The organism is Streptomyces sp. CRCS-T-1 (assembly GCF_024442335.1).
GTDB classification, from domain to species: Bacteria; Actinomycetota; Actinomycetes; order Streptomycetales; family Streptomycetaceae; genus Streptomyces; species Streptomyces koelreuteriae.
The window spans coordinates 2,980,156-2,991,578 of sequence record NZ_CP101651.1; the positions used below are offsets into that span (position 1 = coordinate 2,980,156).

At 72.8% G+C, this 11,423-nt stretch carries 12 protein-coding genes; all 12 read left to right on the forward strand.

The window, feature by feature from the left end; translation table 11 throughout:
• The first annotated feature begins 8 nt into the window (after positions 1 to 8).
• The 12 genes from NNW99_RS13115 to NNW99_RS13170 all read left to right on the forward strand — a co-directional run bounded on the left by NNW99_RS13115 (position 9) and on the right by NNW99_RS13170 (position 11,398).
• Positions 9 to 674, forward strand: a complete 666-nt coding sequence (locus NNW99_RS13115; RefSeq protein WP_215119129.1) for a ScbR family autoregulator-binding transcription factor — start codon at positions 9 to 11, stop codon at positions 672 to 674.
• Positions 671 to 1,654 carry an NAD(P)-dependent oxidoreductase gene (locus tag NNW99_RS13120; RefSeq protein WP_215119131.1) on the forward strand — a complete coding sequence of 328 codons (984 nt, stop codon included), beginning with the start codon at positions 671 to 673 and terminating at the stop codon, positions 1,652 to 1,654. Before NNW99_RS13115 ends, NNW99_RS13120 begins: the two co-directional genes overlap by 4 nt.
• A gap of 203 nt (positions 1,655 to 1,857) precedes the next feature.
• Positions 1,858 to 2,421 (forward strand): TetR family transcriptional regulator, encoded by a 564-nt coding sequence (locus NNW99_RS13125; protein ID WP_251057774.1) that lies wholly within the window; start codon positions 1,858 to 1,860, stop codon positions 2,419 to 2,421.
• Between the two features lie 45 nt (positions 2,422 to 2,466).
• Positions 2,467 to 3,228 carry an SDR family NAD(P)-dependent oxidoreductase gene (locus tag NNW99_RS13130; protein WP_215119133.1) on the forward strand — a complete coding sequence of 254 codons (762 nt, stop codon included), beginning with the start codon at positions 2,467 to 2,469 and terminating at the stop codon, positions 3,226 to 3,228.
• A gap of 49 nt (positions 3,229 to 3,277) precedes the next feature.
• Entirely contained in the window at positions 3,278 to 4,084 is an 807-nt protein-coding gene (locus NNW99_RS13135; RefSeq protein ID WP_215119135.1) for a carbon-nitrogen family hydrolase, read from the forward strand.
• A gap of 315 nt (positions 4,085 to 4,399) precedes the next feature.
• Positions 4,400 to 5,086 (forward strand): hypothetical protein, encoded by a 687-nt coding sequence (locus tag NNW99_RS13140; RefSeq protein ID WP_215119137.1) that lies wholly within the window; start codon positions 4,400 to 4,402, stop codon positions 5,084 to 5,086.
• Positions 5,083 to 5,280 (forward strand): hypothetical protein, encoded by a 198-nt coding sequence (locus NNW99_RS13145; RefSeq protein WP_215119139.1) that lies wholly within the window; start codon positions 5,083 to 5,085, stop codon positions 5,278 to 5,280. Before NNW99_RS13140 ends, NNW99_RS13145 begins: the two co-directional genes overlap by 4 nt.
• A 147-nt stretch (positions 5,281 to 5,427) precedes the next feature.
• Positions 5,428 to 7,101: a GH3 auxin-responsive promoter family protein gene (locus tag NNW99_RS13150; RefSeq protein WP_215119141.1), complete on the forward strand. Its 1,674-nt coding sequence runs from the start codon at positions 5,428 to 5,430 to the stop codon at positions 7,099 to 7,101.
• Positions 7,102 to 7,148: 47 nt separating this feature from the next.
• Positions 7,149 to 8,030 (forward strand): alpha/beta hydrolase, encoded by an 882-nt coding sequence (locus NNW99_RS13155; RefSeq protein WP_215119143.1) that lies wholly within the window; start codon positions 7,149 to 7,151, stop codon positions 8,028 to 8,030.
• Positions 8,020 to 9,165: a mandelate racemase/muconate lactonizing enzyme family protein gene (locus NNW99_RS13160; RefSeq protein WP_251057775.1), complete on the forward strand. Its 1,146-nt coding sequence runs from the start codon at positions 8,020 to 8,022 to the stop codon at positions 9,163 to 9,165. The genes NNW99_RS13155 and NNW99_RS13160 overlap by 11 nt, the downstream gene beginning before the upstream one ends.
• Positions 9,166 to 9,263: 98 nt before the next feature.
• A complete protein-coding gene (locus NNW99_RS13165) occupies positions 9,264 to 10,151 on the forward strand; it encodes an FAH family protein (protein WP_215119145.1) in 888 nt (295 codons plus the stop codon).
• Positions 10,148 to 11,398 carry a hypothetical protein gene (locus NNW99_RS13170; RefSeq protein ID WP_215119147.1) on the forward strand — a complete coding sequence of 417 codons (1,251 nt, stop codon included), beginning with the start codon at positions 10,148 to 10,150 and terminating at the stop codon, positions 11,396 to 11,398. The genes NNW99_RS13165 and NNW99_RS13170 overlap by 4 nt, the downstream gene beginning before the upstream one ends.
• The last annotated feature ends 25 nt before the right edge of the window (positions 11,399 to 11,423 follow it).

The following is an 11,423-nucleotide window of genomic DNA, read 5'->3' on the forward strand; positions in this document are numbered from 1 at the left end:
GTCTGCCGATGGCACGACAACGGCAGGAACGCGCGGAACGTACTCGTGCCGCGCTCATCCACGCGGCCGCGGAGGTGTTCGACCAGGCCGGGTACCACGGCGCGGGTCTGAACGCGATCCTGCAGAGAGCCGGCATCACGACCGGAGCCATGTACTTCCACTTCAAGTCCAAGGAGGAACTGGCCCGCGCGGTCATCGTCGACCAGGCCGCCGAGCTGCAATGGCCCCAGGGCAAGAAGGGGTTGCAGCAGCTCGTCGACGTGTGCCAGTACCTGGCCGTGGAGATGCGCTCCAACGTGCTGTTCCGGGCGGGCGTCCGGCTCGCCGTCGAGCAGAGCGAGGTGAATCTGCTCGACTACTCGATCTACGACTGGTGGTCCGATCAGTTCCGCACCCATCTGACCGAGGCGCGTGAACTCGGCCAGCTCAACCCGGAGGTGGACGAGGCCGCGTTCGCCCAGGTGATCGTCGCCTCGTACACCGGTACGCAGATCATGTCCCGGCTCTCCACCAACCGGTCCGACCTGCCCGCACGCATAGAGAACATGCTGCGATGTCTGTTGCCGGCCATCGCGCCGGCGGAGATCGTCGCCTCGCTGGAGTTCCCGGGGAACGGGGAGCCGGCGGGGGAATCGGTGGGGGCGGCCGAGCCCGAGGAGGGTGCGGCCTCATGACACCTGTCCGGGTGTTGCTGACCGGCTCGACCGGGTTCGTCGGGCGGGCGGTCCTGAATCGGCTGCCGCGCGCCCGCGGGGCCGACGGGCAAGGGGTCGAGGTGCGGGCCGTCGCCCGCACGGTTCCAGCCCGCACGGTTCCCGCCGGCGCGGGTGAGCGGGCGGGCGTGGAGTGGGTGCGCGCGGACCTGTCGGACCCCGCCTCCCTCCACGGTGCGGCGAGCGGCACGGATGTCCTCGTCCACCTCGCCTGCCGGGTCTCCGGCGGGGCGGACGAGTGCGAGCGGACGAACGTCGGCGGCACCCGGGCGATCGTCGACGAGGCGCGGCGTGCGGGGGTGAGGCGGATCGTCCAGCTGTCCACGGCGGCGGTGTACGGGCCCGGTCCGCACCGGGGCATCCCCGTGGACGGGGTGGTGCCCGCACCCGTGTCGGCGGCCAGCCGTACGCGGCTGGCGGCCGAGCGGATCGCGCTCGACGCGGGGGCCGTCGTCCTGCGCCCCGGGCTGGTCCTCGGCCCCGGGGACCGCTGGGTGGTGCCCGCGCTCGGCGAACTGCTCCAGCGGGTACCGGCCCGCTGGGACGGCGGGCACAGCCGCGTCTCCGTCGTGGACGTCGACGACCTGGCCCGCCTCGTCACCGCCCTGGCCACGGCACCGGACGGCGGCGCCGTCGCCCCCGGTGTCCACCACGCCAGCCACCCGGTGCCGGTGCGGGGCGGCGACCTCATGGCGAGACTCGCCGAGCTGGACGTACTGCCGTCGGCCGGCGCCGAGGACTGGGACTGGGACACGTGCCTCGCGCGGCTGCGGGAGACGCCGGGGCGGATCAGCGAGCGGCAGTTCGCCCTGCTGGCGCGGGACCACTGGTACGAGAGCGAGGAGATCTGGCGGCTCACGGGCTGCGCCCCCGGGCCGGGACCGCTGGAGCGGCTGGCCGGGGCGGCGGCCTGGTACCGGGAGCATCTGCGCGCCGGGTGACGTCAAGGTGGCGCGCCCGACTTGGCCAAGTGGTTGCGGGGTTGGGCACGGGAGGCGTCCGCGAGGGAAAGCGGCGGTACGTTCACAGGACTGGAGGCGTGGCCCTCCGTCCTCCCCCGTGCCCCCGCCCGCCCCCGTCCGCGGCGGGCCCGTGGGAGTCATTTCCCGTGATGGATGCAGAGGTCGAGCCCATGGTGAAGCAGGTGAGAGCGGAACGTACCCGTCAGGCGCTGATCGCGGCGGCGGCCGTCGAGTTCGACCGGCAGGGGTACGCCGGGACCTCGCTGTCCGCCGTGCACCGGGCCTGCGGGGCGACGATGGGAGCACTCACCTTCCACTTCCCCGCCAAGGCCGACCTGGCCACCGCCGTCTGCCGTGAGGCCGAGGCCCTCACCGGCGAGGCGCTCGCCAAGCTCGTACCGGCCGGACCGCTCCCGCCGGTCGCCGAGTTCACCCTCGAAGTGGCCCGGCTGCTGGAGCGGGAGGTCACCGTCCGCGCGGCGGCCCGGCTCGCCCGGGAACGGGCCGTCCCGTCCTGCTGGTACACCCTCTGGCGGGCAGCCCTGCGGGACCTGGTGGCAGCGACCAGGGAACCGGCCGATGCCCCGCCCGCGCCCGACGAGCTGGAGCTGCTGGCGGTCTATCTGACCGCCGGCGCCGAGGCGGCCCTGCGGGCGGGGAGCACCGGCCCGGAGGTGCAGACCCAACTGGAGTGTCTGTGGGCCCTGGTGCACTCCCCCAAGGAGTGTCCGGTCGGGCCTCGCTGACCCCCTTGTTTGTTTCCAGACCGATCCGACGAAAAGGCTCATCCCATGACTCGACGCTGCGCGCTCGTCACCGGTGGTTCCCGGGGCATCGGGGCCGCCATCGCGACCGAACTCGCCGCCGACGGACACCGCGTGGCCGTGCACTGCCGTGCCGACTCCGCCGCCGCGAAGGCCGTCCTGGACGCCCTGCCCGGCACCGGCCACGCCCTGGTCACCGGCGATGTCGGCACCCCGGGCGCGGCCCGGGAGATCATCGAGTCCGCCGCCCGGCAACTGGGCACCGTGGACGTCCTCGTCAACAACGCCGGCGTCTACGCCGAGCAGCCCGTCGCCACCACCTCGTACGAGGACTGGCAGGCCGACTGGCGGCGTCTCGTCGACGTCAACCTGCTCGGGCCCGCCGACCTGATCTGGCACCTCGTCGACCACCTGCGGCAGCGGCCGCAGGGCCCGCGGGGCGCCCGGATCGTCAACGTCGGCTCGCGCGGCGCCCACCGGGGCGAACCCGACGCCCCCGCCTACGGCGCCACCAAGGCCGCCCTGCACGCGCTGACCGGGTCGCTCGCCCAGTCCCTGGGCCCGCTCGGCATCGCGGTGACCGCGGTGGCGCCGGGCTTCGTCCGTACGGACCTGGCGGAAAGCATGCTCGTCGGGGACGCCGAGGAGCAGGTGCGCCGCCAGAGCCCGCTCGGCAGGATCGCCGCGCCCTCGGACGTCGCCGCCGCCGTGGCCTGGCTCAGCAGTGAGCGGGCCGAGTGGTGCAGCGGCGCCGTGATCGACGTCAACGGCGCCTCGCACCTGCGCTGACACCCCCACCCGGCCCTCCCGGGCCGCTCCACACCTCTAGGGAGATCCCGTGCGCGCCGCGCTGTCGCAGATCGCCGTACGACCGGACGAGACCGTCGCCGAGCGGCGTGCCCGCGTGGCCGGTCTCGTCCGTGAACAGCACACCGCCGACCTGGTGGTGCTGCCGGAACTCTGGACGGTCGGCGCGTTCGCCTTCGACGCGTTCCGCGCCCACGCCGAGCCACTGGACGGGCCCACGGCACAGGCGATGGGCGCGGCCGCTGCCGACGCCCGGGTCTGGCTGCACGCGGGCTCGATCATCGAAGACGGCCCGGACGGCACGTTGTTCAACACCTCCCTCGTCTTCGCGCCCGACGGCCGGCTGCGCCGGACGTACCGGAAGATCCACCGCTTCGGCTTCGACCGCGGCGAGGCCACCCTGCTGGGCCGGGGCGAGGAGACCGTCACTCTCACGCTGGGCGAGGGCGGCCCGGCGGAGCTGACGGCAGGGCTCGCCACCTGCTACGACCTGCGCTTCCCCGAGCAGTTCCGGCTCCTGGTGGACGCCGGAGCGGGCATGTTCGTCGTCCCGGCCGGCTGGCCCGCCGCCCGCCGCGCCCACTGGTCGCTGCTGGCCCGCGCACGGGCCGTCGAGTCCCAGGCGTACGTCCTCGCCTGCGGTACGGCCGGTGCGCACGCCGGGGTGGAACAGGCGGGCCACAGCGTGGTGGTCGATCCATGGGGCGAGGTCCTCGCCGAGGCCGGGGCGGGCGAGGAGACACTCGTCGTCGACCTCGACCCGGCGCTCGTCGCCAAGACCCGTGCCGAGTTCCCCGCCCTTCGCGACCGTGTTCTCGGTGTGCCGACGCCCCGCTGACCGACCGTCGGCGACAGGTGCCGTCCGCCCCGCGAGTGCCGGGGCGGACGGCACCTGTCGTCTGTGCGCGGCCAACTGCCAGGCGATACAGACGTGTTGGATATTTTCCGGTGACCTCTTGCGGCCCACAAGGCAGACGTGTAACACTCTTTCGCGAGGCAGTCTGCCCACTTCCAGGAGCCTTCGCACTGCCATCGCGTCGCCGTCGAGCGGCGCTTTTTTGTTTTCCGGGTTCCGCTTCCGCACCACCCCGCTTCCCGGTTCTCCCGTTTCCCCGCATCTCCTTGTCTCCCGAAGGTGAGGCGACCAGTGACCATGGCCGACCCGACCCCCTCGCAGCCCCTCCCGGAGCGGTGCGCGTCGAACCGCTGCCGCCGTGCGGCCCGCTCCGAAGGGCTGCGGCGCAGGACCGCCGCGCCCGGCGCCCGGCTCTGCGGCCCCTGCGCACGCGCCCTCGCGGCCGATCTGACCGCCCTGCCCGCGCTCCACCACGAGAGCGAGCAGCGGCTCGTACTCCCCGCGCGGCAGGGGGGCCTCGCCCGGGTCACCGGCCACCGGCCGGACGCGCCGCCCGTGAGCGACGCGGCGCTGGACGCCCGGCACGACGCCGTCGTACGGCTGGCCTCCTGGGCCCGGCTCGTCCTAGACGAGGACCCGGCCGCCGGGGCACCGCCGGAGCGGACCGTGCCGGACCTGGCCGCCTTCCTCGGCCGGCACATCGGCTTCCTGACCGCCCACCCCGCCGCGGGCGCGGCGGCCGACGAGATCGCCCGCACCGCCACCGCCCTGCGGCGCCTCGTCGCGCCGCCCAAGCCCGACCTCGTACCGCTCGGCCGGTGCGTGGAGCCGGACTGCGACGCGGAGGTGTCGCTCCCCGGGCGCGGCGGCGACGAGCTGGTGCTGCGCGGGCCGATGTGCGGCGCGGGGCATGTGCTCACGCCACGCCAGTGGCTGCTGATGAACCATCGTCAATCGACGCTCGAGACCAAGGAGTCGGCATGAACGACGACCTGCGCGCCCCGCGCGGCAAACGCGTCCCCACCTCGCTCGCCGCCCTCGCCCTCGGCGTCCGCGAGGGCACGATCCGCCAGTGGGCCCGGCGCGGCAAGATCACCCGGTACGGGACCAAACGCCAGGCCCTGTACGACCTGAACGAGCTCGCCGCGCTCGCGGCGGCCGGGGAGAGCGGAGCGTAACTCCCCCCCCCGAAGCCCCGCCCCCGACCCCAGCCCCACCCCTAGAGACCTCCCCCACAGCACCCCCACCACCGTTCGGCCATCGCCGCGCGGCCCTTCGGCATGCCCGAAAACGGGCCGCCGCACAGCTCTTGAGGAGAGACAGCCATGGAGACGCACGGCACATCGCAGTGGCAGCAGCACTGGCAGGACCGGCGCGACCCCTTCGTCGAGGAGTGCTTCCGGGCCCGCGAGAACCTGCTCGCCGATCTGAAGGACCCCGCCACCGCCCAGGCCCGTGTCCTCGACGACCTCATCGACATCGGCACCGCCTCGCTGCACTGGAAGGAGCAGGGGTACGACGCCGTCGCCGCCGACCCGGGCACCTTCCGGGCGGTGCTGCCGATCATGCGCTACAACGACTTCGTCGAGCAGATCGACCGGGAGACCCGCACCAAGGGCGGCATCCTGTCGTGCAGCCCCGTACTGCGCTGGCTCAAGACCAGCGGGACGACCGGCACCCCCAAGCGCGTCCCGTACACCCTGCACTGGCTGCTCAAGTACCGCATCCCCGCGATGAAGGCGATGTGGGGCACCTATCTGGAGCACCACCCCGAGATCCTCGCCCACCCCTGGGCCACCCTCGACACCCAGACCGTCCGCGAGGACGTGTACGACTTCGTGCACGGCGTCGAGCACCAGGCGATCAGCAACCGGCATCCGCAGATCAACAGCCGGGACTGGAACCCGCCGTGGTACGAGTCGCCGTGGTTCGGCCCCGACACGCCCACCAGCCACGCCGGGCGGATGTACCACCGGGTACGGCACCTCGTCGGCAAGGACCTGCACTACATCTCGGCGATCAACCCCAGCACGCTCGTCTCGCTGCGCGATCTGATCGCCGAGCACGGCGCCGAGCTGGTGCGCGACCTCAGAGAGGGCACCCTGCAGGGCAAGCCGTGCACCGAGCCCGACGAGAAGGCCGCGCAGCACCTGGAACGGGTGCTGGCCAAGGGCGAGTTCAGCCTCGTCGACCTATGGCCGTCGCTGACGCTGTACAGCTGCTGGCTGTCGGCCTCCGCCGAGCTGTACCGGCCGCGCCTGGACGCCGTACTGCCCGGTGTCGCCAAGCTGCCGTTCATGAGCTGCGGGACCGAGGGCGTCACCACCATCCCCGTGGACGACACCCTGGAGAGCCAGCCGCTCGCCGTCAGCCAGGCCTACTTCGAGTTCGTCCCCGCCGACGTACCGCTCGGCGCGCTCCTCGACGCCGGCGAGAAGGTTCCGACGCTGCTGTACGACGAGGTCGAGGCGGGCCGCGACTACCACCTGATCATGTCCCAGGGGAACGGCCTCTACCGGCTGTGGACCGGTGACATCTACCGCGTGGACCGGATCGTGGACGGCACCCCCTGGGTCCACTTCACCCACCGCGACGGCGTCTTCCACTCCTTCACCGGCGAGAAGATCACCGAGGGCCAGGTCACCCAGGCCATCCGGCAGGGCCTCGAAGGCAGCGGGCTCGACACCGGGCTGTACATGTGCGGGCCGCGCTGGGACGAGCCGCCGTCCTACACCGTCGTCGTCGAGGTACCGGAACCCGGGGCGGACCTCGACGAGGTGCTGTCCGCCGCGATCGACCGCGAACTGTCGATCATCAACATCGAGTACGCCTCGAAGCGGGACAGCGGACGGCTCTCCGCGCTCCGGGTGCGGACCGTGGCGCAGGGCGCGATCGCCGCGTACGTCGAGTCGCGGCGGCAGCGGGGCAACGCCACTCAGTACAAGTACAAGCCGTTCCAGAAGGACATCGACTTCGTCGACGCGATCCTCGCCGACTGAACACGTCCGCCCCTCATCCACCGAGTACCGATCAAGGAGAGTTGACCATGCTGGAGACCCTCAGGCCCCCGCAGAACACCCGCCGCGAGATCATCGACCTGCCCTGCGGCGACACCCGGCTCGCCCTGCACCTGTGGCGGCCGGAGCAGATCAAGGGAGCGGTCTTCTACTTCCACGGGCTGCAGAGCCACGCCGGGTGGCTGTGGGAAGTGGGACCGCAGTTCGCCGACAACGACATCGCGTTCTTCGTCCTCGACCGGCGCGGCAGCGGTATCAGCCCCGGGCCGCGGCACGAGATACCGGACGCCGACACCGTCCTCGACGACTACGCGAAGGCCGTCGCGTTCGTCCGGGACATGATCGGCGAGACCGTGCCGCTGTCCCTGTTCGGGCACTGCCTCGGCGGCTCCTTCCTGGCGGCCCTGATGTCCTACGAGGGGTTCACCACCTCGTACGACGCGGCCGTGTTCTGCTCGTCCTGGCTCGGCCGGATGCACGCGACCCTCGACCCGGAGGCACGCGAGGCCGTCGCGGCGAGCCGGAGCGAGGAGCTGTGGGACGCGGGGCTCAAGGCCGGCGACTTCACCGACGAGGTCAAGTACCAGCACTTCATCGACCACGACGACCTGGCGGTACGGCAGTTGACGCGGCGGTCGCGGGCCGTGTTGCTGGAACTGGAGCAGCGGTATCTGACGCGCGGGCGTCTGAGCCCGACGGTCCCCGCCGCGACCTTCGTCTCCGGGATGACCGACCCGATCGTGGACCTCGACGCCGCGCACTCCGTCTTCCAGGACCTGGTCTCCGGGCGCGGCTCGATCATGAAGTTCCCCACCGACAAGCACTACCTCTTCTACACCGACGTCAGCGCCGACCTGGTCGACTGGACGTCGACGTACACCCTGCTCCAGGGGGTGAACCGTGGCGCCTGACGCCGGGAGGTCCGGGCGGGCGCGGCTGTACCACGTCGAGTTGCCCATGCGGACACCGTTCGACCATCCGGCCGCCCGGCGGCGGACGTCCGACAGCCTGGTCCTGAGGCTCTCGGCCGACGGCGTGGACGGCATCGGCGAGTGCGCGCCCCGGTCGTACGTCACCGGGGAGACCACCGCGAGTGTGCGCACCGCGCTCGAACAGGTCGACTTCGAGGCCCTGTTCGCGCTGCTGACCGGCCGGGATCCGCACGAGCTGCTGGAGCTGCTGCACCGGGACGGCTTCGCGCGGACCTTCGGGATCGACGGCGGCAACAACCTGCTCTGCCTGCTGGAGACGGCGGTCCTCGACTGGCTGGGGCGCCGGACGGGGCTGGGCGCGCGGGAGCTGCTGCCGGGCGAGGCCGACGAGGAGCGGCGGTCGCTGCCCGTCTCGCAGGTGCTCGATCTCAGCCTGGACGCCGAGGAGTTCCTCGCCACCCGAGGGCCCTTCCACTTCGTGAAGATCAAGGCGTCGGACGACATCGAGCACGACGCCCGTACCGTCCGGACGATCCGCGACAAGATCGGCGACGACGTACCGGTCATGGTCGACGCCAACATGTGCTGGACGCCCGAGAACTCGGTCGGCCACGCCCACCGGCTGCGCGAGGCCGGCGTCGACTATGTGGAGGAACCGCTGCCCAAGGGCTCCTGGGAGGCGCTGCGCGCGCTGCGCCAGGACGGCGGGCTGCGGATCATGCTGGACGAGTCGGTGTGCACGGCCCAGGACGCCCGTACGGCGGTCGAGTCCGGGGCCTGCGACGCGTTCAACATCCGGGTGTCGAAGAACGGGGGGCCGCTGCCGGCCGCCGGGCTCGTCGCCTACGCCCGGGAGAACGGCGTCCGCTTCCAGTTCGGGGTCCAGGTCGCCGAGGTGGGCCCGCTCATCAACTCCGGCCGGGCCCTGGCCTTCGGCCACCCGGACGCGCTCACCGTCGAGGCCGGGCAGTCCGACCGCTTCTTCCCCGAGATGATCGTCGCCCCGCCCCCGGCCGTCGACCGCCACACCAACACGCTGGCACCGGCGGACGGCCCCGGCTGGGGCATGGACCTCGCCGCGAACGCGGAGCGCTGGGCCGTACGGGATTTCTGACCCGGCCCTGCCCACGCGCACCCCACCGACGCACAGCACCGACGCACTTCACCGAAGCACATCACCCACCACACCCATGCCCGAAAGGCGGGACCGTCATGACCGTACTGTTCGAATGCACCTACCGGGGTGGCCGTTACTTCGGCCTCGGACTGCCCAAGTCCGACGAGCCGTTGAGCCTCACTCCGCTCACCGACCGGAACCTGGGGAAGCTGCTCACCGAGGGCGGTGACGTCGCCGTGCTCCTCGCCGCCTCCGAGACCGTGACCGTTCCCGTGAGCGAACTCGACACCGTGTCCTTCCGCCCGCCGCTGCTGCCCGACCACCTCGGTGACGCGGTCGTCGGCGGCTTCATGCAGACCCACAACGTCAAGGTGGACGCGGACACCCCGTCCCAGCCGAACTGGTTCCTCAAGGGCCTCGGCGATGTGCTGCGGACCTCCGGTCAGGACCTGCGCGCGCCGGCCGGGTCCGTCGCGCTGACCGAGGAGGCGGAGGTCGTCCTCGTCTACGTCACCGACGCGGACGGCATGCCCCGCTACGTCGGCTACACCTTCGGCAACGACCTCACCGACATCGGCCGCTTCCGCCGCCACCGCGGGCACCTCTCGTACGCCAAGCTGTGCGACGCGGGCGTGGCGCCCTGGCTCTTCCTCGACGAACCGCCGCGCCAGGTCACCGGGCACGTCACGATCGAGCGGGACGGCGAGCCGGCCTGGCGGGGCGAGTTCACCACCGGCACCAAGGCCCTGCACTACGGGCTCGACGACATCATGTCGGAGCTGTTCTCCTACGATGCCCTGCTCGCCCCCGGCCGGGTGCACTACGTCTACATCGGCGCCGACCGCAGCAGCTTCCACGACGGCTTCCGGATGACCGACCGCGACCGCGTCACCCTGGACTTCGCGAGCCACGGGGTCACCCTGTCGAACACCGTTCGATGTGCGTCGCCGATGCTCGCGGCCGCCGCGCGCGAGGGATCGTGAGCGGCGGTGAGCGGGGGCGCGCGCAGGCCGGCAGGCCGGGTACGCCGGTCGGCGGGGTGCGCAGGCTCGGTGACACGGAGGCGACGTTCGCGTACACCCATGCGCTGATGCGCGGCAGGGGCGGCCTCACCACCTCCTTCACCGTGAACGGCGTGTTCTCGCCGGAGCGGGTGGAGGCGGCCGTGGAGCTGTGGCTGCGGCGGCTGCCGCTGCTTTCGCTGCGGATCGAGGACACCGGGTCCGGGGGGCTGTGGTTCCGGCGGGGGGAGCCCGGGCCGCCGTCGGGTGAGCGGCTGTGGGGGCTGCGGGTCGGGCGGGCTTCGGAGGGCGCGACGCGTTTCTCCCTGAGCCTGCACCCCGCGATCTGCGACGGCCACTCCGTCGGGCGTCTCGTACGGCCGCTGCTGGACGCCCTGTTCGGCGTGCCGGGTGCCGGAGCCGAGGAGGAGCTGCCGCCGGACACCGACGAGCTGACGTACGAGAGCGGCGGGGTGTGCGGGGTGTGCGCGCCGGGGCCGGCGCGGCGGGCGATGTCGTCGTACGGAGGAGGAGCGGGCGCGGGGCCGGGGCGTGGGCGGTGGACCGGGGTGGTGCGTGAGGGCGGTGAGGGTGTGACCCTCGCCCTCGGTGCGTACGAGACCCGGCGGCTGCGGGACTGGTGCGGGGCGCGGCGGTTGACGGTCAGCGGGTTCCTCGCGACCGTGCTGGCCGACGCGTTCGCCCGGGAGAGCGGCCGCCGGGAGGTCACGGTCGCCAGGGCGGTGTCGCTGCGCCGGCGTTATGCCGAGCGGGCGCTGATCAGCGAGCCCGGGTGTGTGCTGGGCGTGGTGCGGGCGCGGCTGCGGGCGGGCGGCGCCGGTCGTGAAGCGGTGGGTGCGGGGGGCGACCTCGTGGGCCGGGCGCGGGGCCATGCGGAGGTGCTGTGCTCGGCCGGGCGGGAGTGGCGTCCGGAGCGGCGGGCGCACACCGCGATCCGCCGGGCCGTGGAACGGGAGGCGGCGGGGGGCGCGGGGCCGGAGCTGCGGGTGACCGACGCCGGTTCGGTGGACACCGTGCTCGGGCCGCACGCGGGGCGGGTCACGGGGCTGCGGACCGTGGTGGCCCGGGGCGACGGGGCGCTCGACGGGGCGCTGCATCTGTCGACCTTCAAGGGGGCGTTGACGGTGGGGCTGGCCGTCGGCGGGCCCTGGGCGGCGGTGGCCGAGCGGGAGTTGAGCGACGCCATGCTTTTGCTCCACCGCAGGTGAGAGCCCTGCGGGAGTGCGGACTCCT

Coding starts and splice junctions, on each gene's coding strand:
- NNW99_RS13115 (WP_215119129.1), top strand. CDS start 9: ATGGCACGACAACGGCAGGAACGCGCGGAACGTACTCGTGCCGCGCTC.
- NNW99_RS13120 (WP_215119131.1), top strand. CDS start 671: ATGACACCTGTCCGGGTGTTGCTGACCGGCTCGACCGGGTTCGTCGGG.
- NNW99_RS13130 (WP_215119133.1), top strand. CDS start 2,467: ATGACTCGACGCTGCGCGCTCGTCACCGGTGGTTCCCGGGGCATCGGG.
- NNW99_RS13140 (WP_215119137.1), top strand. CDS start 4,400: ATGGCCGACCCGACCCCCTCGCAGCCCCTCCCGGAGCGGTGCGCGTCG.
- NNW99_RS13145 (WP_215119139.1), top strand. CDS start 5,083: ATGAACGACGACCTGCGCGCCCCGCGCGGCAAACGCGTCCCCACCTCG.
- NNW99_RS13150 (WP_215119141.1), top strand. CDS start 5,428: ATGGAGACGCACGGCACATCGCAGTGGCAGCAGCACTGGCAGGACCGG.
- NNW99_RS13155 (WP_215119143.1), top strand. CDS start 7,149: ATGCTGGAGACCCTCAGGCCCCCGCAGAACACCCGCCGCGAGATCATC.
- NNW99_RS13165 (WP_215119145.1), top strand. CDS start 9,264: ATGACCGTACTGTTCGAATGCACCTACCGGGGTGGCCGTTACTTCGGC.